We start from the raw sequence: 20,382 nt of genomic DNA, 5'->3' as shown, positions 1-20,382 counted from the left end.
AACAGGAGCTACGCATGAAGAACGTCTCGGGAAGCAAGAAGGGTCGGCCCGGCGCCGTCCGCACCGGTCGCAAGGGCAACAAGCAGGTGGGTTCCGGTGGTCAGGGTGCCCAGGCGCTCGAGGGTCGCAAGCCGACCCCGAAGGCCGAGGACCGGCCGTACCACCCCGCCGGCAAGCGCAAGGCGGCGAAGGACCGCTTCGAGGCAGCCAAGGGCCGTCACGGTTCCTCGAGCACCCCGCAGGGCCGCACCGGTCGCCCGCCGGCCCGGAAGACCGATGACTCCGAGCTCGTGACCGGACGCAACTCCGTGCTCGAGGCGCTGCGCACGAAGACCCCGTCGACGACGCTCTACATCGCGTCGCGCATCGAGGTCGACGACCGCGTCAAGGAGATCCTGACGCTCGCGAACCACCGCAGCGTGCCGATCATCGAGCTCATGCGCCCCGAGCTCGACCGCATCACCGGCCACGACAGCGTGCACCAGGGCGTCGCGCTCAAGGTGCCCGCGTACCAGTACGCCGTGTCCGAGGACATCGTCGAGCAGGCCTTCTCGCGCGACCAGGTCCCGCTGCTCGTCGCGCTCGACGGCATCACCGACCCCCGCAACCTCGGTGCGATCATCCGCTCGACCGCCGCGTTCGGCGGACACGGCGTCATCGTGCCGCAGCGTCGTTCGGTCGGCGTCACCGCGTCGGCGTGGAAGACCTCGGCCGGCGCCGCGGCCCGCACGCCCGTCGCGATGGCCCCGAACCTCACCCAGACGCTGAAGTCCCTCAAGTCGATGGGCCTGTTCGTCCTCGGTCTGGACGGCGACGGCGACGTGGAGCTCGACGGCCTCGCGCTCGCCGACCGCCCGATCGTGATCGTCGTCGGTTCCGAGGGCAAGGGCCTGTCGCGCCTGGTCACCGAGACCTGCGACGCGATCGTGTCGATCCCGATCTCGAGTGCGACCGAGTCCCTCAACGCCGGCATCGCCGCGAGCGTCACCCTGTGGGAGGTCGCCCGGCGCCGTCGCGCCGAGTAAGCCCCGGCGCTTCGTCCGCAGGAACGGTCGCCTCCCCTCGTGGGAGGCGGCCGTTCCTGCGTGCGGTGCCGGCCGGGTCAGGCCGGACGGGTCAGGACACGTCGGATGATGCCCGCCTTGTGGTCACGAGTCGTCGCCGCGCGACGCCGTAGGCAACGGTCCGTGACCGGCCGACGTGCACCTGGCGGGGTGTCGTGACCGCTCGACGTCCAACGGCATTCACCGGCGGTGCAGGCGTGACGGTCTGGAGGGCCGGCGCCGGTCTCCGGGACGCGCGCCGGGCCTCCAGGCGGTCGCGTTCACGGGCCCCGAACGGTCACGACGCGTCGGCCGGTGTCCTCCGGGTGGTCGCGAGTCGTCGCTGCGCGACGCCGCCGGCGACGGTCTGTGACCAGTCGGCACCCACCCGGCGGGGTGTCGTGACCGACCGGGGACCGCGTCAGACGGTGGTGCGCCAGTCCTGGACGTCGGCGTCGTCGTCTGCGGGTTCCGCGTCGTCGACCACGGGGATCGGCAGCGTCATCGACGAAGTCGGCGGATTGATGAGCAGGCGCTCGTCGCGGCGGTGGCGCAGCACGTCGTTGATGTACGCCGTGGTGGCCTCGGGCAGCGAGACCGACCGCTCCTCTTCCTGCGACATGAACCAGCGGTGCTCGAGCAGTTCGTGGAAGACCTCCGCGGGTTCGAGGCGACCGCGCAGGTCACGGGGGATCGAGCGGACGACGGGCTCGAAGACCCGCGAGACCCACTCGTGCGCCACCATCTCCTCGTCGAGTTCGTCGCGGCCGTTGCGTGCCCGGTACGAGTCGAGGTCGTTGAGCAGGCGTCGGGCCTGGTTCTCGCCGGCGTCCAGGCCGGTCAGCCGCAGCAGGCGTCGCTGGTGGTGTCCGGCGTCGACGACCTTCGGCTGGATCCGCACCTGCGAACCGCCCTCGGTCGTGTGGATCGAGAGCTCCTCGATGTCGAAGCCGAGCTCGTTGAGCCGCTCGACGCGGTCGTTGATCCGCCAGCGTTCCTTGATGTCGAACTGCTCGGTGCCCGTGAGCTCGGTCCAGAGCGTCCGGTACTGCGCCACGATCCGGTTGGAGACGTCCACGGGGTCGGCGTTCTCGTCGAGACGGCCGCCGGCCTCGAGGTCGAGGAGCTCGCCGGCGATGTTCACGCGCGCGACCTCGAGGTCGTTCTCGCGCTGCCCGTTCGACAGCCCGCCGGGGTAGAGCTTGCCGGTCTCGGCGTCGACCAGGTACGCGGCGAACGAGCCCGCGTCGCGACGGAACAGCGTGTTCGAGAGCGACACGTCGCCCCAGTAGAAGCCGATGACGTGCAGCCGGACGAGCAGCAACGCGAGGGCGTCGACGAGACGGGTCGCGGTCTCCGGGCGCAGGGTCTGCGAGTACAGCGCGCGGTACGGCAGCGAGAAGCGCAGGTGCCGCGTCACGAGCACGGGGTGCAGCTGCTCGCCGTCCGCGTCGACCCGACCGGTGATGACGGCGACGGGGTCGACGCACGGCACGTCCATGCGCTGCAGCGTGCGGAGCATCTCGTACTCGGAGCGCGCGATTTCCTCGCCCGTCTCCTTCACGGCGGCGACGTACCCACTCAGGTGCACGAAGCGCACCAGGTGCCGCGAGATGCCCTTCGGCAGGGCCACGATGGTCTCGTCCGGCCAGTCCGCCAGCGGCAGGTCCCACGGCAGGTCGAGCAGGCCGGGGTCGACGGTGGCTGCGGTGATGGACATCGAGTCGGGCACGGTGGATCCTTCGGTGTCGTGGGGGACAGCCGAGAGCCCGCGACCCGCCCTTGTGAGGCGGCGCGGGCTCTCGGGGAGTGCGCTTCGGTTACGCGCTGACGACGGCCTTGTCGTCCAGGCGCTCGCCCGACTCGGTGTCGAAGGCGTGCACGTGGCCCGACTTCGGCGTCACCACGATGGTGTCACCGATCGACGGGTGCGAACGGCCGTCCACGCGGGCGACGATGTCGACGCGCGTGCCCTTGACGTCGGCGTGACCGTAGAGGTAGCCGTCGGCGCCGAGTTCCTCGACCACGTCGACCGTGACCGGCAGGCCCTCGCCCGACTGCGCCACGACGACGTCCTCGGGGCGGATGCCCACGGTGATCTGGGCGGAACGCGCGTTGGAGAGCGTGTCGCGGTCGATCGCGTGGTTGAGCGTGCCGAACTTGATGCCGCCCTCGACGACGTCAGCCGGCAGCAGGTTCATCGCCGGCGAGCCGATGAAGCCCGCGACGAAGACGTTGTTCGGCTTCTCGTACAGGTCGCGCGGCGTGCCGACCTGCTGCAGGATGCCGTCCTTGAGCACCGCGATGCGGTCACCCATGGTCAGTGCCTCGGTCTGGTCGTGCGTGACGTAGACCGTGGTGACGCCGAGACGGCGCTGGAGCGACGCGATCTGCGTACGGGTCTGGACGCGGAGCTTGGCGTCGAGGTTCGACAGCGGCTCGTCCATGAGGAACACCTGCGGCTGACGGACGATCGCACGGCCCATCGCGACGCGCTGACGCTGACCACCGGAGAGCGCCTTCGGCTTGCGGCCGAGGTAGTCCTCGAGGTCGAGGAGCTTCGCGGCTTCCTGCACGCGGGTGGCGCGCTCGTCCTTGCCGACACCGGCGATCTTGAGCGCGAAGCCCATGTTCTCGGCGACGGTCATGTGCGGGTACAGCGCGTAGTTCTGGAACACCATCGCGATGTCGCGGTCCTTCGGCGGGACGTCCGTGACGTCGCGGTCGCCGATGCGGATCTGACCGGAGTTGACCTCTTCGAGGCCGGCCAGCATGCGGAGCGAGGTGGACTTGCCACAACCCGAGGGGCCGACGAGGACGAGGAACTCGCCGTCGGCGACGTCCAGGTCGAGGGAGTCGACCGCGGGACGGTTGCCTCCGGGGTAGAGACGGGTTGCCTTGTCATAGGTGACGGACGCCATGAGCGTTCGGTCCTTTCTTCACCGGCAGGTACGTGCCGGACGATCCGAGTGAAGCGGTCAGCCCGCGAGGGCCCCGGATGGTCGTCGTCGACCATCGAGGTTCATACAACACGAGTTCTCGCGGGTGCGCCAGTGTTTTCCCCCTGGCCGGTCGGTTCCCAGAGCGTGGTTGGGTGGTTCCCAGAGCGGCCCACTACAATCGCCGGGTCCGTCCGCCGAGCGGGGGTAGGTCGTGCGGACGCCGATCAGGAGGACGACGCACCGATGACCAACCGCCCCGAGGGTGACGCCCGCGCCGCGCGGAACGAGCGCCGCGAAGCCGCCCGACAGCGAGCGCAGCGCCACAGGACACAGCAGAAGCGCCGCCAGCGCGGCACCCGGCTCGGACTCCAGATCGGACTCGGTGTCGTGCTGCTCGCAGCGGCCGCCGTCGTCACGCTCGTCCTGGTCGACTCCGTGAAGCCAGCAGGCCCCGGGCCCTCGACCATGTCGCAGGGCGGCATCACCCTCGGCGAGGGGCTCAAGCCCGTGACCGCGTCGCGCAGTGCGTCGCCGAGCGCCTCGGCTACCGCTGGTGCGGGCACGGTGCGCATCACGCTGTACGTCGACTACCTCTGCCCGACCTGCGGCGAGTTCGAACAGGCCAACGGCGACTACATCGAGAGCCTCGTCGACTCCGGCGCCGCCACCGTCGACATCCACCCGCTCGCGGTCCTGTCGAACCGGTCGCAGGGCACCAAGTACTCACTGCGCGCCGCGAACGCCGCGGCCTGCGTCGCCGAGCACTCGCCGGACCAGTTCTACGCGGTCAACAAGGCGCTCTACGCCGAGCAGCCGGAAGAAGGCACACCCGGGCTCACCGACGCGCAGCTCACCAAGGTCGTCACCGGGGTCTCCGGCCTGCAGGACCGCCGGGCCGTCACGAGCTGCATCGCCGACCAGGACTACAGCAAGTGGGTCGACGAGCAGACGACCGCGGTGTCCGGCGGCGACATCCCCGGGTCGACCCTGAGCGACTTCCCCGGCACGCCGCTGGTGCTCGTCAACGGGCAGCAGTACGAGCTCACGTCGCCGATCACGAACGACGACTTCCGCACCTTCGTGGTCACCGCGGCCGGTGCCACCGAGGCGACGCCCACCCCGACCCCCACGCCGAGCGCGACGCCGTCCCGCACGCGGAGCGCGACACCGACGCCCACGCCGACGAAGGGCTGATCGCTACAGCGACGAACCAGGGACGCTGAACGTGTCGCAGCTCGTCGCGCCCTGCTGGTAGCCGCGGACGAACCACTTCTGGCGCTGCTCACTCGAGCCGTGCGTGAACGAGTCCGGATCGACCCGGCCGCTCGAGCGCTCCTGGATGCTGTCGTCGCCCACGGCGCTCGCGGCGGACAGGGCATCGGCGATCTCGGACCGGCTGATCGGCTCGAAGAAGGTCTCGCCGTTCGCGTCCTCGGTGTTCGCCGCGTCGCCGACCCAGGCGCCGGCGTAGCAGTCGGCCTGCAGCTCGACGCGGACACTGCCGGACGACGCCCCGGTGCCCGATCGGTCCGTGCTCGCGAAGGCACCCTGCAGCTGCTGGATGTGGTGGCCCCACTCGTGCGCGACGACGTACATCTGCGCGAGCGGCCCGCCCGACGACCCGTACTTCGACTGCAGGTCGTCGTAGAACGCGGTGTCGAGGTAGATCGCGCGATCCGGCGGGCAGTAGAAGGGCCCGGTTGCAGCGGACGCCTGACCGCACGACGTGTCGGTCGAGCCGTCGAACAGGAAGAAGTCCGGCGCCGTGTACGAGATCCCGAGCTTCCGGGCCTCGGCCGTCCAGTAGCCGTCGAGTGACTCCGCGGCGCCCTCCATCCGGCACTCGACCTTGAGGTTGGCGTCACGCCCGGTGCGGCACTCCGGGGCGGCGTCGACGGTCTCGCCCTGCTGCTGGATCTGCGTCGTGCCGCTGCCGCCGACGACGAACCCGCTGAGGTCGAAGCCCGTGAACTGCGCGATCAGGAAGACGACGATCGCCGTGACGCCGACGGCACCGCCGCCGACCGCGGCCGTCCGACCCCGGCGCTTCACCCTGCCGCCCTTGAGCTGCGAATCGTCGTTGAACGTCATGACCCCGAATGTACGGCCCACGGGACTCGCACGCCGCACGCATGCCCCGCGCGTACCGTCTGGGACGTCGGCGACCCCGACACGTGTCGTACAACCGGAAGGAACCGCAACCATGGCCACTCCCATCAGCACCGTGATGAGCCCCGCCCGCTACGTACAGGGCAAGGACGCGATCACCCGCGTCGGCGAGTTCGTCGCCCCCATCGGCCAGCGCCCCCTGATCGTCGCCGACGACGTCGTGTGGGGCATCGTCGAGGCCGCGGTGACGACGAGCTTCCAGGCGGCCGACCTGCGGGTCGAGCGGGTCGGCTTCGGTCGCTTCGCGACGCCGAAGGCGGTCGACGACCTCGTCGAGCAGATCCGGTCGACCGACGCGGACGTCATCGTCGGGCTCGGCGGCGGTTCAGCGATCGACGCGGCCAAGGCCTCCGGACACCTGGCCGGCATCCGCTGGGCGAGTGTCCCGACGGCGGCGAGCACCGATGCCCCGACCTCGGCGCTCGCGGTGATCTACTCCGAGGAAGGGGAGTTCATCGAGTACCGGTTCTTCCCGCACAACCCCGACCTCGTCCTCATCGACACGAAGCTCGTCGCGAACGCTCCCGTCCAGTTCCTGGTCGCGGGCATCGGCGACGCCCTGGCCACCTGGGTCGAGGCCCGTGCCGCCAAGCGTGCGAACGCCGACACCATGGCCGGCGGGCTGCAGACCGAGACCGGCGTCGCGCTCGCCGAGCTGTCCTGGAAGCTGCTGCACGAGAACGCCCTGCAGGCCATCGAGGCCGTGAAGGCCGGGGTCGTCACGCCCGCGCTCGAGAAGGTCGTCGAGGCGAACACTCTGCTGTCGGGCCTCGGGTTCGAGTCCGGCGGACTGGCGGCAGCGCACGCGATCCACAACGGACTGACAGCCGCTCCGCAGGCGCACGGCTTGGCGCACGGGCAGAAGGTCAACATCGGCACGATCGCGCAGCTCGTGCTCGAGGGTGCACCGGCCGAGGAGATCGAGGACTTCGTCGTCTTCACCACGAAGGTCGGCCTGCCGAACACCCTGACCGAGATCGGCCTGACCGTGGACGACACGACGGAACTCCGCGCCGTGGCCGAGGCCGCGACCGTCGAGGGCGAGACCATCCACAACATGCCGTTCCCGGTCACGCCGGAGCTCGTGGTGGACGCGCTCATCGCCGTCGAGGGCATCGCGCGGAGCATCCGCGCCGAGCACGGACTGCCGGAGCCGGTCCTGTACCAGCACCACTGAGGGACGGCTGCGCTGACGGGTCGGGGTCAGGTGCGGACCAGCGGCTCCATCGTCGCCAGGTCCGCACCGATCCCGACGTCCACCAGCTCGATCCGTCCCGCGAGGGTGGCGGCGGGCCCCGTCAGCAACCCGGCCTTCACCCCGCCGAACGTGACCGTGACGTCGGCGTGCAGGACGTGGTCGTCCGCGATGCCACCGGTGTCGACGTCGATGCCGCTCGGCACGTCGACGGCGACGACGAACGGTGCGCGCTGGTCGCGGGCGAGCTCACGGATGGCGTCGACGACCTCGCGGGCGGGGGAGCGGAGGGCCGCAGGCCCCCGCACCCCGATCCCGAGGATCGCGTCGAGCACCAGGTCGGCGTCGAGTGCCGCGTCCGTCACCGCAGCCTCCGGTCCGGCCGGGTTGTCCAGGAGGTGAGCCCCGGCGTCCAGCGCCGCTGCCAGGCCCGCCTCGTGCACGCGTGAGCCGACGCGCAGGACCGCCACGTGCCTCCCGGCCGCCGCCAGCCGCGCACCCGCGAACAGGGCGTCACCACCGTTGTCGCCGCTGCCCACCAGCAGCAGGACGGACCCCGGTCCGTCGCCCGGCCGGACGGCCGGATCGTCGAGCAGGTCGCCGACGATGTGGGCCAGCCCATCGGCCGCTCGTTGCATGAGGGGCTCACCCGCATCGAGGTGCGGCCGCTCTGCCGCCCGGATCTGGTCACCGCCGTAGCCGTCCATGGCGACCACAGTGCCCCGGTACCCTGGAGGGGACATGTCACTCGTCCCCGAAGCGCCCCGTCCCCGCATCGTGATGTCGCCCGACGGCCTCCGGATCGCGACCTACGACTTCGGCGATCCCGACGCCCCCGCGGTCGTCGCGGTGCACGGGTTCGCCTCCGGTGCGGTGCTGAACTGGCACGCCTCCGGCTGGACCCGCGACCTCGTCCGCGCCGGGTACCGCGTGCTGGCGTTCGACCAGCGCGGGCACGGAGCGAGCGCGAAGCCGCGCGACCCCGGTGCGTACTCGATGGACCTGCTCGTGGCGGACGTCACCACCGTGATCGACACGTACCTGCTCGACGAGGTGGCGTTCCTCGGGTACTCGCTCGGCGCCCGCGTCGGCTGGCACACCGCCGAGCGGCTGCCGGACCGCATCACCCGCGCGGTGTTCGGCGGGATCCCCGACGCCGACCCGATGCGCCGCGTGCGGGTCGACCAGGCGAAGGCGTACCTGGCGGACGGCACACCGATCGAGGACCGCGTGACCAACGGCTACCTGACCATGGCGGGGAACGTCGAGGGGAACGACCTCGCGGCGCTCGTGGCGATGGTCGAGGGGATGCGGAACAGCATCGAGCCGACGCCCGACAACGCCCCCGCGCAGCCGATCCTGATGGCCGCCGGCAGCGAGGACGGCATCCGCGACAGCGCCGTGCGGTTGGCGCAGGCTGCCCCGGACGCGTCGTTCTTCGAGATCCCGGGGCGCAACCACTTCAACGCGCCGACGTCGCGGGCGTTCCGCGAAGCCGCGCTGGCGTTCCTGCGTTCCTGACCGCGGCGCGTTGTCCGCCCCGCGCTGAGGGGTACTCGTAGGTCCTCGCTGTCGCCGGACACCGCGCGTACCGTCCCCGCCATGGACTACAGACTCCTCGGCAACAGCGGGACATCGGTGTCGACGCTGACCCTCGGCACCATGACGTTCGGCAGCGAAGCCGACGAACCCACCTCCCACACCATCATCGACACGTTCGTCGCGGCCGGCGGCACCCTGATCGACACGGCCGACGTCTACTCGGGCAACGAGTCCGAGCGGATCATCGGTCGCTGGCTCGCGGCGCACCCCACCGAGGCGCAGCAGGTCGTCCTCGCCACCAAGGGCCGCTTCCCGCAGGGTGACGGCCCGAACGACGTCGGCCTGTCGCGCCGGCACCTCCGGGTCGCGCTCGACGCCTCGCTCGAGCGCCTCGGCGTCGACCACATCGACCTGTACCAGATGCACGCCTGGGACGCCCTGACGCCGATCGAGGAGACGCTCCGGTTCCTCGACGACGCGGTCTCCGCCGGCAAGATCGGCTCGTACGGGTTCTCCAACTACCTCGGGTACCAGATCACGAAGGCCGTGTACGAGGCGAAGGCGCACGGGTGGGCCCCGCCGGTCACCCTGCAGCCGCAGTACAACCTGCTCGTCCGCGACATCGAGCACGAGATCGTCCCCGCCAGCCTCGACGCCGGGATCGGCCTGCTGCCCTGGTCGCCCCTGGCCGGCGGCTGGCTGTCCGGCAAGTACCAGCGCGACGAAGCGCCCACCGGCTCCACCCGCCTCGGCGAGAACCCGGCACGCGGCATGGAGGCCTGGGAAGCGCGGAACGGTGACGAGCGCACCTGGGCCGTCCTCGACGCGGTGTCCGCCGTCGCCGACGCGCACGGCGCCTCGCGGTCGCAGGTCGCCCTCGCCTGGCTGCTCGCCCGGCCGGCGGTGACGAGCGTGATCCTCGGCGCCCGGACCGTGTCCCAGCTCGAGGACAACCTCGGTGCGGCCGACCTCGTGCTGACCGACGCGGAGCTCACGCAGCTCACCGACGCCAGCGCACCGCGCATCGACGACTACCCGTACGGCACCGCGGGCGTCGCCCAGCGGGGGCGCAAGATCACCGGCGGGCGCTGAAGACCCGTGCACGTTCGTGCGGATTCGCGCTGATGTGGGCTCCGGGTGTGGACGCACGGTTCGGTGAGGTGTCATCCTCGTCGCACGACCGGCTGGTTACCGCGTCCAGCGCCCGGAACACTCCCTGATCCGTGTTCCACACGCGCCGATGCCCCGGGTGAGTGATCACCCGGGGCATCGCTTCGTGCTCGGCAGTGCGTCGCGATCCCTGCCGCGCATCGTGTACGGCAGTATTCCAGCGTGCTGCTCTGTTTCGTCGACGAATCGTTCAAACCGGACCTCTACGGGTTCGGCGCCGTGATGGCGGATGCCTCGCAGACCCGTTGGCTCACGCAACGCATGCACGAGATCGTCGCCGCGCTCCAGGAGTACGGCGTCGAGCCGCAGACGGAGCTCCACGCCCATCCGATCTTCCACGGAAAGGGAGCATGGAGCGGGGTGCCTCCGCGCGTGCGCGTGAAGGTGTTCCTCGACGTCGTCGAAGCCGTGGTTGCCTCCGGCGCGACGGTGTTGCTCCGCGGCGCTCGACCGGAGCAACTCCGCCGTTACCAGGACACGCGTGGTTTCCGCGATCGGCACACTCCGGAGCAGGTTGCGTTCCAGCACCTGCTGCAACGGGTGGACAGGAGGGCCGGTGACCTGGAGATGCACGCCCTGGTCATCGCGGACGAACGGTCGGATCGGGACCGTCATCGTGAGCGCTTCGCGGTGTACCAGGCCTACGGGGCCCCGGGAACGTACATGCAAACCCGGCTTGAACGGCTTCTCGACACGGTGCACTTCGCGCCGAGCCACTACTCCAGGATGCTGCAGGTCGCTGATCTCGTCGCGTTCGTCTGGGTGCGGTCCCAGACCGTCGACGAACGGGATCATCGTCAGGCGCGGGTCCTCTCCGCACTCGTCTCGGACATCGAGAGCTGCGCGTACAGCGCGGGGGTCTGGCCCTGACGAGTGCGGAGTGGGAGAAGCCCCGGACGCACGACAGCCCCGCTCGCGGCGGGGCTGAAGGCGGTGCGGGCGGCGAAGAGGTCGCGGCCTGCGAATCCAGTATATGGGGCCGGCAGCGGGACTTGAACCCGCAACCCCCGTATTACAAGTACGGTGCGCTACCAATTGCGCCATGCCGGCTGACGCCGCTCATCTTACCGGTGAGGGCGTCGGGGTCTCACTCGGCCGGCTTCTCCGAGAAGTTCAGCGAGATCGAGTTCATGCAGTACCGGTCGCCGGTGGGCGTGCCGAAGCCGTCGGGGAACACGTGGCCCAGGTGCGAACCGCAGTTCGCGCAACGGACCTCGGTGCGCACCATGCCGAGCGACTTGTCGTCGATCAGCTGCACGGCGTCGGGGTTCACCGACTCGTAGAACGACGGCCAGCCGCAGCCGGAGTCGAACTTCGTGCCGCTCTTGAACAGCTCCGCGTTGCAGGCCGCACAGGTGTAGACGCCGGCACGCTCCTCGTCGAGGAGTTCACCGGTCCACGGCCGTTCGGTCCCCGCCTGACGCAGGACGGCGTACTGGTCCGGGGAGAGGTCCTCGCGCCACTGGGCGTCGGACTTGTCGACGTTGTATGCCATTGTTTCCTCCTGCTTCCGGTCGGGTTCTTCCGGGCACTCCCGACCACTTCAGTAAACTCGCGACGATGTCCGAGCATTCCGTGCACCACGCCCGCTGGACCCGTCTGACGACGGACGAACTGTACGGCATCGTGGTGCTCCGGAACCGCGTCTTCGCACTCGAACAACGGGTGACGGCCGAGGACTTCGACGGCCGTGACCGCGAGCCCGAGACCGAGCACTGGTGGTTCGGTACGGACACCGAAGCGGTTGGGTACCTGCGCCTGATCCGACCGGCTGCCGACGAGGAACACCCGGCGGACGCACCGCCGCCGTCCTGGGTGATCGGCCGGGTCGCGACGCACCCCGACCACCGTGGGCAGGGCATCGCTGGCCGGCTCGTCGCCGCCGTGCTCGCGGCCCACGGGCACGAACCCGTCGTCCTGCACGCCCAGGAGTACGTCGCTGCGCTCTACGAACGCCACGGCTTCGTCCGGTTCGGGACGCCCTACGACGAAGCCGGCATCCGGCACGTCGGCATGCACCGCCCGGGGCGCTGATGGACACCCTCGGCCGGTACGCCGCCTACGCCGACCGCATCGAGGCCGTGTCGCCGTCCTACGCCGCCTGGGCGCGGTCGCTGGACCACTCGCTGGTCGCGCTCCTCGACGAGGTCGCCGAGCAGCAGCGGCAGCCGGAACTCTTCTTCGCGGTCGCGCGGCGGCTCGGCGCGGATCCGTCGGACCCCGGTGCGCTGCGCGCGATCGGTCGGGAGGCCCGCCCCGCCCTGGTCACGGCCCTCGCCTCCGCCACGGTGCAGGCCAACGACCCGCGGCGGCTCGGTCCCGTCGTCCCGCTGTTCGCGGCGCTCGCCGAGCGGGCCTCGCGGCCGCTCGGGTTGGTGGACGCAGGGGGCGCCGCCGGGCTCTGTTCGATCCCGGACCGGGTCACGCTCGACCACCGGAAGTCGGAGTCCCGGGTGCCGGCGGATCGCGCCCCGGTGCTGTCGTCGCGCCCCGACTCCTCGGGGCGCGACGACCACAGCGGGGTGCGCACCGAGCTCGTCCGGATGCACACGGCGGTCGACGAACCCGCGGTCCGTCTCGTCGTCGAGGCCTCGGGGACGGTGCCGGCTCCGGCCCGCGCGCCGATCCGCGTCGGTGCGCGGGTGCTGCTCGACCCGAACCCGATCGACCTCGCCGTACCGGGCGCGTTCGACCGTCTGGTCGAAGCGGTCCCACCAGAGGCCCTGGACCGGACCGCCCTGATGCGCGAGGCGGCGCGCGCGACGCTCGCCGTGCCTCCCGTGCGGATCCGGGGCACGCTGCCGGGCGACCTCGACCGCGCACTGGACGCCCTGCCGGACGACGTGGAGCCGGTCGTGCTGACCACCGGCACCCTGGTCTACGTGCCGGGTGCCGAGCGCCAGCGGTTCGTGGACCGCGTCCGCGAACGCGGCGTGCACTGGATCGCGCTCGAACGCACCGGGATCCTGCGCGGTGTGGCGGCGACGCTGCCCGACGACGTCGACGCGGCGGATCCGGACGCCTTCGCCACGGCCTCGATCGACGGCACCGCGGTCGCCGTCTCGGACCCGTTCGGCACGCGTGTGCGCTGGTTCCGCGACCTGAACCTGTGACCGGTGTTCGCGACAGTCCAGCGCCGTGCCAGGGTCCGGATGCTCTCCGCCCCTACGATGTGCGAGACCCGTTACCCGACCGTGATCGGAACCGCCGTGACCAGCTCCACCGACGAGCACCGCGCTGACGAGCGCCGCGCTGACGAGCGCCGCGCTGACCAGCGCCGCGCTGACCAGCTCAGCGAGCTCGCGCAGCGTGTGCTGTCGTTCGAGCACGACCGGGCACGGCACGACCGCACGAAGGAAGCGGAGATCCGGGTCGAGTTCGAGATGTCGGCGGCGCGCTACTACCAGGTGCTGAACCGCGTGATCGACTCGCCCGCGGCACTCGCGTACGACCCGCAGCTCGTCACCAGGCTGCAGCGGCTCCGGCACGCGCGCACCAGCGCCCGGGCGACGCGCAGCTTCGTCGCGCCCGGTGCCGCTCCCGAAGGACGTGAAGAGGAACGATGAGCACCAGATTCCCCCGTGACCGGTTCGACGACGTCGCCGACGGCCCCCGGGTCGGCGCACACCGCGGTGCCCAGCGCCGCGGCCGTGGCTGGATCGCGTTCGCCTGGGCGGCACTCGCCACCGGTGTGCTCGTCGGCATCGGCGTGCTCGTCCTCGCGCTCCTGAACGGCAGCTACTCGTTCAGCGGCTCGGACTCGCCCTCGGCGTCGTCGAGCTCGTCGGCCACGTCGAAGCCGTCCGCGTCCGCCACCTCGAAGCCCTCGGCGTCGTCGTCGGCCGGGTCGGGTGCCGACTCCGGAGCCGCTGCCGCGACGCCGGCACAGCAGGGCACGACCACCGTCGTCGTCCTGAACGGCACGACGACCACCGGTCTCGCCGCCCGCGCCAGCGCCACGCTGACCGGTGCCGGCTGGCAGGTCGCCTCGACCGGGGACGCCGGCACGACCGGGTCGACCTCGACCGTCGTGTACTACCAGCAGGCCGCACAGGCGGCGGTCGCGCAGGGCATCGCGAAGCAGCTCGGGGTCACAGCCGTGCAGCAGTCGGCAGCGTTCCCGAACGCCGACGTGAGCGTCGTGCTCGGGGCCGACTACACCGGCTGATCCGCATTCCGCGGGCGCTTTCCACCCGCATTTGTGACGGTCGTGTTTCGGGCACGTTGATTTCTGACGGAATCGACGTGAAACAACGTCACACCTCTTGCCTGATCGGCGCGCTTCGAGCAGAGTCCCTTGCAGACGGCGAACACGTCGTTCGCACGGCAGTACCAGGGAGCAAGAGATCATGGCCAACGGAACCGTGAAGTGGTTCAACGCTGAAAAGGGCTTCGGCTTCATCACCGTCGATGGAGGAGGCCAGGACGTGTTCGTGCACTACTCGGCCATCGACATGTCGGGTTACAAGGTCCTCGAGGAGGGCCAGGCAGTGGTGTTCGACGTCGGCACCGGGTCGAAGGGCCCGCAGGCGGAGGCAGTCCGACCGGCCTGAACGCACGACACTCATCGCGAACGCGCCGTCCCGTCAGGGGCGGCGCGTTCGTCGTGCGTGGCCCGCGCTGCATGACGTGCGTGGCGGGCGGTCCGCGGCGGTGGTCGGGGTGCGCTGTTGGCGGGGCGTGTCCTGGGAAGACGTGACGAGCCTCCCGATCGTGTTGCACTCGCACCGGGCGAGTGCCAGAATCGGCGTTGGCACTCGCTCACGTTGAGTGCCAGCACGACCCCACGACGTCCGGGAGGGACGAGAACTCACATGGCTAAGATCATTGCTTTCGACGAGGAGGCCCGCCGTGGCCTCGAGCGCGGCCTGAACCAGCTGGCCGACGCCGTGAAGGTGACGCTCGGCCCGCGCGGCCGCAACGTCGTCCTCGAGAAGAAGTGGGGCGCCCCCACGATCACGAACGACGGTGTCTCCATCGCCAAGGAGATCGAGCTCGACGACCCGTACGAGAAGATCGGTGCGGAGCTCGTCAAGGAGGTCGCCAAGAAGACCGACGACGTCGCCGGCGACGGTACGACCACCGCGACCGTCCTCGCCCAGGCACTCGTCCGCGAGGGCCTGCGCAACGTCGCCGCTGGCGCCGACCCCGTGTCGCTCAAGCGCGGCATCGAGAAGGCCGTCTCCGCCGTCTCCGACCAGCTCCTCGCCAACGCGAAGGACATCGAGACCAAGGACCAGATCGCCGCGACCGCGTCGATCTCGGCTGCAGACCCGACCATCGGCGCGCTCATCGCCGAGGCCATCGACAAGGTCGGCAAGGAAGGTGTCGTCACCGTCGAGGAGTCGAACACCTTCGGCACCGAGCTCGAGCTGACCGAGGGCATGCGCTTCGACAAGGGCTACCTGTCGCAGTACTTCGTCACTGACCCCGAGCGTCAGGAAGCCGTCTTCGAGGACGCCTACATCCTGATCGTCAACTCGAAGATCTCGAACATCAAGGACCTCCTGCCGGTCGTCGACAAGGTGATCCAGGCGGGCAAGCAGCTCCTGATCATCGCCGAGGACGTCGACGGCGAGGCCCTGGCCACGCTCGTCGTGAACAAGATCCGCGGCATCTTCAAGTCCGTCGCCGTCAAGGCCCCGGGCTTCGGTGACCGCCGCAAGGCCATGCTGCAGGACATCGCGATCCTGACCGGTGGCCAGGTCATCTCCGAAGAGGTCGGCCTCAAGCTCGAGAACGCGACGCTCGACCTGCTCGGTCGTGCCCGCAAGGTCGTCATCACCAAGGACGAGACCACGATCGTCGAGGGTGCCGGCGACGCCGAGCAGATCGCCGGCCGTGTCCGTCAGATCCGCGCCGAGATCGACGCGACCGACTCCGACTACGACCGCGAGAAGCTCCAGGAGCGCCTCGCGAAGCTCGCCGGTGGCGTCGCCGTCATCAAGGCGGGTGCCGCGACCGAGGTCGAGCTCAAGGAGCGCAAGCACCGCATCGAGGACGCCGTCCGCAACGCGAAGGCTGCCGTCGAAGAGGGCATCGTCGCCGGTGGTGGCGTCGCCCTCATCCAGGCCGGCAAGGTCGCGCTCGACGCACTCACCCTCGAGGGTGACGAGGCGACCGGTGCGAACATCGTCCGCGTCGCCATCGACGCACCGCTCAAGCAGATCGCGCTGAACGCCGGTCTCGAGCCGGGTGTCGTGGCCGCCAAGGTCCGCGAGCTCGAAGCAGGTTGGGGCCTCAACGCCGCGACCGGCGAGTACGTCGACCTCATCGCCGCGGGCATCATCGACCCGGCCAAGGTCACGCGTTCGGCGCTGCAGAACGCTGCGTCGATCGCTGGTCTGTTCCTGACGACCGAGGTCGTCGTCGCCGACAAGCCTGAGCGTGCCGCGGCCGCTCCGGCCGGCGACCCGACGGGTGGCATGGACTTCTAAGCAGTCCTGTTCGAAGGGCCCCGCACGCTGCGCGTGCGGGGCCCTTCCGCGTGCGGGGCCGGCGGGGTGGGTCGGGAGGTCACAACACCCCGCTCAGGTCCGCCGAGCGGTCACGAGCCGTCGGTTGTGCCCGTCCCAGTCGACGCATCGTGACCGTTGGCCGGCGCAGGAGCGGGGAGTCGTGGCCGGCTCGTGTGTGCGGCTTGCGCGTATATGGGGTCTTCTCTCCCGCACAGGAGGCCCGGCTCACCTCGTTCTTCACAGGTCTCGAGCGCTCATGGTCGGCTCGCGTGCCCCGCAACGACCATGACGGCATGCCAGCTGCCCGTCGCCTCCCTGCTCCGTTCGACCGATCCACCTTCCGTGTGGCCGATGCGGTGGGGCACGGCATCGATCCGGAACGAGTCAGACGAGCCGACCTGGCAGCCCCGGTCCACGGTGTCCGTGCCCCGATCGGCTCGGTGGACTTCGTCGACGCCGTCGCCCTGGTCATGCGTCCCGATCAGTTCTTCAGCCACACGACCGCCGCCGCGATCTGGGGTGCGCCACTTCCGCTGTCGGTGCGCTCGGTCGGGCCGGTGCACGTCTCGACCACGAGGGACGGGAGCCGGATGCGTCGGCCCGGCGTGGTCGCACACCGCCTGGACCGGCCGAGGACGGTCGAACACCGCGGGTTCCTGGTCAGTGTCCCAGCGCAGATGTGGTTCGAGTGTGTCGGCGTGCTCGGACAAGACGCGCTCGTCGCGATCGGAGATCATCTCGTCGGATCAGCCGGGTTGGCGACGGCGGATGACCTCCGTGCGTCGATCCGCCCCGGCACACGCTTCGCGCTCGCTGCTCGGCGCGCGCTGGACCTCGTCCGAGCCGGGGCGGAGTCGCCGCAGGAGACCTGGCTCCGCCTGGCCGTGGTCGAAGCGGGGTTCCCCGAGCCGGAGCTGAACGTCGACGTGCACGACGGTGCGGGGCGGTTCCTCGGGCGCGTCGACATGGCGTGGTCGGAGTTCGGCATCGCGTTGGAGTACGACGGCGATCACCACCGGGAGCGCGACACCTTCCGACACGATCAACGACGGGACAACGGGTTCGTGGTGAACGACTGGCTCGTGATCCACGCGACGGCATCGGACGCACACCGACCCGCGGTGTTGTTCGAGCGACTCCGCCAGGCGTTCGAGGTCCGAGCGGCCGGAAGTCGTCGGCGGTCAGCGTGACGGCCGTGACCGCCACGCTGAAGATCTCTTCGCCGGGCGGTCACGACATGCCGTCGGTTGCGCGCCGACCGGTCACGAACTGTCGGTCAGCGGGGGCGCAGACGACGGCCCGTGACCACTCGGCGGCGTCGGACGGGGTGTTGCGACCGCACGGGCCACGGCCGCGCCGCGCGCCCGCGTCAGGCGGCGTAGTCGCGCGGCAGCAGCGGCAGCCAGACGCGGAAGGTCGCGCCGCCACCCTCGGTGTCGAAGACCTCGACCGAGCCGTGGTGCGCCGCGACGATGCCCGACACGATCGCGAGCCCGAGGCCCGAGCCACCGGTGTCCCGTGCACGCGAGGTGTCGGCACGCCAGAACCGCTGGAAGATCTTGTCGCGCAGCTGCGCCGGGATCCCCTCACCGTGGTCGATGACGTCGATGTGGGCCATGCCGCGGTCGTCGTCCACCCCGACGCCGATCTCGATCGGGTCGTCGTGCTCGGTGAACCGCATGGCATTGCCCATCAGGTTCGTGACGATCTGGCGGATCTTGTTCTCCTCCGCCAGCACGATCGGGGGACGCTGGGGCATGACGACCGTCGGAAGCGGCGTGGTCTCGTCGGTGGGAGCGGCACCGGCCTCGATGTCCATCGCCCGGGTGCGCCGAGCACGCAGCCGCGCGATCGTCTGCCGCGAGAATGCGATGGGACCCGTGGTGTTCGCCGACGTGGGCGATGCCGGGGGGACCTCGCCCGTGTCGGACGAGGAGCCCGACGAGTCCGACGACCCCGACGAGAGCGAGGACGACGAAGCGGGCGGCCGCACTGCCTGGGGGACGCTCTCGCCCGTCATGGCGTCCTCGACCAGGACCTGGATCTCGCGGTCCGGGTTGGACGCCATGGTGTCGAGCGCCGAGTCACGGGCGATGGCGACGAGGTCGACCGGGCCGAGCTCGAGCGGCTTGGACTCGTCGATGCGGGCGAGCTGGAGCAGGTCCTGCACGAGCAGGCCCATCCGCTTCGCCTCTTTCTCGATGCGCTCCATCGCCTGGGCGACGTCCTCTTCCTTGCGCAGGGCGCCCATCCGGTACAGCTCGGCGTACCCGCGCAGGGACACCAGCGGGGTGCGGAGTTCGTGCGAGGCGTCGCCGACGAACCGCCGCATCTGGTCGATGGTGCGCTGGCGGTCCTCGAACGCGGTGTCGATGCGCTCGAGCATGACGTTGAGGGAGCGGTTCAGTCGCCCGACCTCGGTGTTCGGGGTGTCGGCCTCGAGGCGCTGGTTGAAGTCCCCGGCGGCGAAGCGTGCAGCGGTGTCCTCGACGTCGCGCAACGGGTCGAACGTGGCGGTGACGAGCAGCCGCGTGAGCATGGCGCCGAGCAGGATCACCGAGATGCCGAAGCCCAGGAAGATGACGGTGAACCGGGCGATGGTCTGGTCGGTGTCGGCGCTCGACACCGCGACGAGCACGAAGCCGGTCTCGGTGGAACCGCTCGTCTGGTTCTGCAGCGACGCCGGGATGACCTGAGCACGCCACTCGTGGTTGTGCTGGCTGTCGTAGAGCGAGAAGCGCGCGCCGTTCTGCGCCGCTGCGGAGAAGTCCAGTTCGCGGATGTCCGGACGGCTCGATGCCTTCGTCTGGCAGATCTGGTCGCCGTCGGCGTCGTACGCGGCCACGTAGGCGCTCTGCGACAGCACGACCGACAGCTTGCAGTACTGCTCGCCGTCGCTGATGTTCTGGCCCTCGAGCTGCTCCGTGGTGCCCTTGACGTTGTTGTCGAGCTGCGCCATCAGGTACGTCGACAGGACGGTCATCGTGCCGAGCCCGGCGACGAGCAGGCCGAGCGCGACCAGGAGCACCGTGATCCCGGTGATCTTGGTGCGCAGGGAGATCCCGTCCCACCAGCGGCTCATTCGCGTGTGCATGCTGCCCCAACGATAGACAGCGGCCGCCCGGTGAAACCGGACGACCGCCGTGAAGAACGGAACGGGCTACGAGGCCTTGGACGCCTTGAGCATGTACCCGAACCCGCGCTTGGTCTGGATGATCGGCTCGGCCGAGTACTGGTCGAGCTTGCGACGCAGGTACGAGATGTAGCTCTCGACGATGCCGGCGTCGCCGTTGAAGTCGTACTCCCAGACGTGGTCGAGGATCTGCGCCTTCGACAGCACGCGGTTCGGGTTGAGCATCAGGTAGCGGAGCAGCTTGAACTCGGTGGGGGAGAGCTCGATCTGCGCGTCACCGATCGTGACCTCGTGCGTGTCCTGGTCCATGGTGAGCTCGCCGGCGCGGATGATCGCGTCTTCCTCGTCGTTCATGGTGCGACGGAGGATGGCCTTGATGCGAGCGACGATCTCGTCGAGGGAGAACGGCTTGGTGACGTAGTCGTCGCCGCCGACGGTGAGGCCGGTGATCTTGTCCTCGGTGTCGTCCTTCGCGGTGAGGAACAGGATCGGCGAGGTGTACCCGGACGACCGCAGGCGCTTGGTGACGCCGAAGCCGTTCATGTCGGGGAGCATCACGTCGAGGATGATCAGGTCGGGTTCTTCCTCGAGCACGGCCGAGATCGCCTGTGCGCCGTTGCCGACGGCACGGACGGCGAACCCGGCGAAGCGCAACGAGGTCGTCAGGAGGTCGCGGATGTTCGGCTCGTCGTCGACGATCAGGATCTTGGGGCCATCGCTCATGGTCCTA

20 protein-coding genes and 1 tRNA gene are annotated in these 20,382 nt (G+C 70.1%); 13 read left to right on the top strand and 8 right to left on the bottom strand.

Annotation, left to right across the window (positions count from 1 at the left end):
* Positions 1 to 14: 14 nt before the first annotated feature.
* Positions 15 to 1,025 (top strand): 23S rRNA (guanosine(2251)-2'-O)-methyltransferase RlmB, encoded by a 1,011-nt coding sequence (gene rlmB, locus EDF48_RS00555; protein ID WP_123936859.1) that lies wholly within the window; start codon positions 15 to 17, stop codon positions 1,023 to 1,025.
* A gap of 439 nt (positions 1,026 to 1,464) precedes the next feature.
* On the opposite strand, the gene EDF48_RS00550 is transcribed toward rlmB, so the two are convergent.
* Together EDF48_RS00550 and ugpC are read right to left on the bottom strand one after the other, a co-directional pair.
* Entirely contained in the window at positions 1,465 to 2,775 is a 1,311-nt protein-coding gene (locus EDF48_RS00550; RefSeq protein ID WP_123293300.1) for a DUF4032 domain-containing protein, read from the bottom strand.
* An 88-nt stretch (positions 2,776 to 2,863) separates the two neighbouring features.
* A complete protein-coding gene (ugpC, locus tag EDF48_RS00545) occupies positions 2,864 to 3,964 on the bottom strand; it encodes a sn-glycerol-3-phosphate ABC transporter ATP-binding protein UgpC (RefSeq protein ID WP_123293301.1) in 1,101 nt (366 codons plus the stop codon).
* Positions 3,965 to 4,228: 264 nt separating this feature from the next.
* Between ugpC and EDF48_RS00540 the strand changes: the two genes are divergently transcribed.
* Complete coding sequence (locus tag EDF48_RS00540) at positions 4,229 to 5,179, top strand: thioredoxin domain-containing protein (RefSeq protein WP_123293302.1); 951 nt, start codon at positions 4,229 to 4,231, stop codon at positions 5,177 to 5,179.
* Positions 5,180 to 5,182: 3 nt separating this feature from the next.
* Here EDF48_RS00540 and EDF48_RS00535 read toward each other — a convergent pair whose 3' ends face one another.
* Positions 5,183 to 6,076 carry a neutral zinc metallopeptidase gene (locus EDF48_RS00535; RefSeq protein WP_131877471.1) on the bottom strand — a complete coding sequence of 298 codons (894 nt, stop codon included), beginning with the start codon at positions 6,074 to 6,076 and terminating at the stop codon, positions 5,183 to 5,185.
* Positions 6,077 to 6,188: 112 nt separating this feature from the next.
* Here EDF48_RS00535 and EDF48_RS00530 point away from each other — a divergent pair, with 112 nt between their 5' ends.
* A complete protein-coding gene (locus tag EDF48_RS00530) occupies positions 6,189 to 7,331 on the top strand; it encodes a glycerol dehydrogenase (RefSeq protein WP_131877469.1) in 1,143 nt (380 codons plus the stop codon).
* Between the two features lie 26 nt (positions 7,332 to 7,357).
* Here EDF48_RS00530 and EDF48_RS00525 read toward each other — a convergent pair whose 3' ends face one another.
* Complete coding sequence (locus tag EDF48_RS00525) at positions 7,358 to 8,056, bottom strand: NAD(P)H-hydrate epimerase (protein WP_131877467.1); 699 nt, start codon at positions 8,054 to 8,056, stop codon at positions 7,358 to 7,360.
* 34 nt (positions 8,057 to 8,090) lie between these two features.
* Here EDF48_RS00525 and EDF48_RS00520 point away from each other — a divergent pair, with 34 nt between their 5' ends.
* The 3 genes from EDF48_RS00520 (at position 8,091) to EDF48_RS00510 (ending at position 10,931) form a co-directional block, all read left to right on the top strand.
* Positions 8,091 to 8,870, top strand: a complete 780-nt coding sequence (locus EDF48_RS00520; RefSeq protein WP_111085229.1) for an alpha/beta hydrolase — start codon at positions 8,091 to 8,093, stop codon at positions 8,868 to 8,870.
* An 81-nt stretch (positions 8,871 to 8,951) separates the two neighbouring features.
* Positions 8,952 to 9,983 (top strand): aldo/keto reductase, encoded by a 1,032-nt coding sequence (locus EDF48_RS00515; RefSeq protein ID WP_123936853.1) that lies wholly within the window; start codon positions 8,952 to 8,954, stop codon positions 9,981 to 9,983.
* Between the two features lie 240 nt (positions 9,984 to 10,223).
* On the top strand, positions 10,224 to 10,931 hold the full coding sequence (locus EDF48_RS00510; protein ID WP_165932296.1) for a DUF3800 domain-containing protein: 708 nt from the start codon (positions 10,224 to 10,226) through the stop codon (positions 10,929 to 10,931).
* Positions 10,932 to 11,035: 104 nt separating this feature from the next.
* On the opposite strand, the gene EDF48_RS00505 is transcribed toward EDF48_RS00510, so the two are convergent.
* Together EDF48_RS00505 and msrB are read right to left on the bottom strand one after the other, a co-directional pair.
* Positions 11,036 to 11,111: transfer RNA gene (locus tag EDF48_RS00505), tRNA-Thr, on the bottom strand.
* A gap of 37 nt (positions 11,112 to 11,148) precedes the next feature.
* Entirely contained in the window at positions 11,149 to 11,556 is a 408-nt protein-coding gene (gene msrB, locus EDF48_RS00500; protein WP_131846058.1) for a peptide-methionine (R)-S-oxide reductase MsrB, read from the bottom strand.
* 65 nt (positions 11,557 to 11,621) lie between these two features.
* Between msrB and EDF48_RS00495 the strand changes: the two genes are divergently transcribed.
* The 7 genes from EDF48_RS00495 (at position 11,622) to EDF48_RS00465 (ending at position 17,709) form a co-directional block, all read left to right on the top strand.
* On the top strand, positions 11,622 to 12,095 hold the full coding sequence (locus tag EDF48_RS00495; RefSeq protein WP_165901127.1) for a GNAT family N-acetyltransferase: 474 nt from the start codon (positions 11,622 to 11,624) through the stop codon (positions 12,093 to 12,095).
* The gene (locus tag EDF48_RS00490; RefSeq protein ID WP_131877463.1) at positions 12,095 to 13,174 is read left to right on the top strand and encodes a DUF2332 family protein; all 1,080 of its coding nucleotides are present in this window, start codon (positions 12,095 to 12,097) and stop codon (positions 13,172 to 13,174) included. The genes EDF48_RS00495 and EDF48_RS00490 overlap by 1 nt, the downstream gene beginning before the upstream one ends.
* A gap of 96 nt (positions 13,175 to 13,270) precedes the next feature.
* The gene (locus EDF48_RS00485; protein WP_243698001.1) at positions 13,271 to 13,627 is read left to right on the top strand and encodes a DUF3263 domain-containing protein; all 357 of its coding nucleotides are present in this window, start codon (positions 13,271 to 13,273) and stop codon (positions 13,625 to 13,627) included.
* On the top strand, positions 13,624 to 14,229 hold the full coding sequence (locus EDF48_RS00480; protein WP_131877461.1) for a LytR C-terminal domain-containing protein: 606 nt from the start codon (positions 13,624 to 13,626) through the stop codon (positions 14,227 to 14,229). Before EDF48_RS00485 ends, EDF48_RS00480 begins: the two co-directional genes overlap by 4 nt.
* 181 nt (positions 14,230 to 14,410) lie before the next feature.
* Entirely contained in the window at positions 14,411 to 14,614 is a 204-nt protein-coding gene (locus tag EDF48_RS00475) for a cold-shock protein (protein WP_111085222.1), read from the top strand.
* Between the two features lie 261 nt (positions 14,615 to 14,875).
* The gene (gene groL / locus EDF48_RS00470; RefSeq protein WP_111085221.1) at positions 14,876 to 16,498 is read left to right on the top strand and encodes a chaperonin GroEL; all 1,623 of its coding nucleotides are present in this window, start codon (positions 14,876 to 14,878) and stop codon (positions 16,496 to 16,498) included.
* Between the two features lie 314 nt (positions 16,499 to 16,812).
* Positions 16,813 to 17,709, top strand: a complete 897-nt coding sequence (locus EDF48_RS00465; protein ID WP_131877459.1) for a hypothetical protein — start codon at positions 16,813 to 16,815, stop codon at positions 17,707 to 17,709.
* A gap of 179 nt (positions 17,710 to 17,888) precedes the next feature.
* On the opposite strand, the gene EDF48_RS00460 is transcribed toward EDF48_RS00465, so the two are convergent.
* Together EDF48_RS00460 and EDF48_RS00455 are read right to left on the bottom strand one after the other, a co-directional pair.
* Positions 17,889 to 19,613 (bottom strand): HAMP domain-containing sensor histidine kinase, encoded by a 1,725-nt coding sequence (locus EDF48_RS00460; protein WP_123936847.1) that lies wholly within the window; start codon positions 19,611 to 19,613, stop codon positions 17,889 to 17,891.
* 66 nt (positions 19,614 to 19,679) lie between these two features.
* Positions 19,680 to 20,375 (bottom strand): response regulator transcription factor, encoded by a 696-nt coding sequence (locus tag EDF48_RS00455; RefSeq protein ID WP_017888045.1) that lies wholly within the window; start codon positions 20,373 to 20,375, stop codon positions 19,680 to 19,682.
* Positions 20,376 to 20,382: the final 7 nt, after the last annotated feature.

Source organism: Curtobacterium sp. PhB191, assembly GCF_004346515.1.
In the GTDB taxonomy this organism is placed as follows: domain Bacteria; phylum Actinomycetota; class Actinomycetes; order Actinomycetales; family Microbacteriaceae; genus Curtobacterium.
This window is presented reverse-complemented; position numbering and strand designations above follow the sequence as displayed.

Excerpts from the sequence above, each read along its gene's own strand:
- groL (WP_111085221.1), top strand. The coding sequence starts at position 14,876 with ATGGCTAAGATCATTGCTTTCGACGAGGAGGCCCGCCGTGGCCTCGAG.
- EDF48_RS00530 (WP_131877469.1), top strand. The coding sequence starts at position 6,189 with ATGGCCACTCCCATCAGCACCGTGATGAGCCCCGCCCGCTACGTACAG.
- EDF48_RS00495 (WP_165901127.1), top strand. The coding sequence starts at position 11,622 with ATGTCCGAGCATTCCGTGCACCACGCCCGCTGGACCCGTCTGACGACG.
- msrB (WP_131846058.1), bottom strand. The coding sequence starts at position 11,556 with ATGGCATACAACGTCGACAAGTCCGACGCCCAGTGGCGCGAGGACCTC.
- EDF48_RS00540 (WP_123293302.1), top strand. The coding sequence starts at position 4,229 with ATGACCAACCGCCCCGAGGGTGACGCCCGCGCCGCGCGGAACGAGCGC.
- ugpC (WP_123293301.1), bottom strand. The coding sequence starts at position 3,964 with ATGGCGTCCGTCACCTATGACAAGGCAACCCGTCTCTACCCCGGAGGC.
- EDF48_RS00520 (WP_111085229.1), top strand. The coding sequence starts at position 8,091 with ATGTCACTCGTCCCCGAAGCGCCCCGTCCCCGCATCGTGATGTCGCCC.
- EDF48_RS00465 (WP_131877459.1), top strand. The coding sequence starts at position 16,813 with ATGCCAGCTGCCCGTCGCCTCCCTGCTCCGTTCGACCGATCCACCTTC.
- rlmB (WP_123936859.1), top strand. The coding sequence starts at position 15 with ATGAAGAACGTCTCGGGAAGCAAGAAGGGTCGGCCCGGCGCCGTCCGC.
- EDF48_RS00480 (WP_131877461.1), top strand. The coding sequence starts at position 13,624 with ATGAGCACCAGATTCCCCCGTGACCGGTTCGACGACGTCGCCGACGGC.
- EDF48_RS00460 (WP_123936847.1), bottom strand. The coding sequence starts at position 19,613 with ATGCACACGCGAATGAGCCGCTGGTGGGACGGGATCTCCCTGCGCACC.
- EDF48_RS00475 (WP_111085222.1), top strand. The coding sequence starts at position 14,411 with ATGGCCAACGGAACCGTGAAGTGGTTCAACGCTGAAAAGGGCTTCGGC.
- EDF48_RS00535 (WP_131877471.1), bottom strand. The coding sequence starts at position 6,076 with ATGACGTTCAACGACGATTCGCAGCTCAAGGGCGGCAGGGTGAAGCGC.
- EDF48_RS00525 (WP_131877467.1), bottom strand. The coding sequence starts at position 8,056 with ATGGACGGCTACGGCGGTGACCAGATCCGGGCGGCAGAGCGGCCGCAC.
- EDF48_RS00515 (WP_123936853.1), top strand. The coding sequence starts at position 8,952 with ATGGACTACAGACTCCTCGGCAACAGCGGGACATCGGTGTCGACGCTG.
- EDF48_RS00455 (WP_017888045.1), bottom strand. The coding sequence starts at position 20,375 with ATGAGCGATGGCCCCAAGATCCTGATCGTCGACGACGAGCCGAACATC.
- EDF48_RS00490 (WP_131877463.1), top strand. The coding sequence starts at position 12,095 with ATGGACACCCTCGGCCGGTACGCCGCCTACGCCGACCGCATCGAGGCC.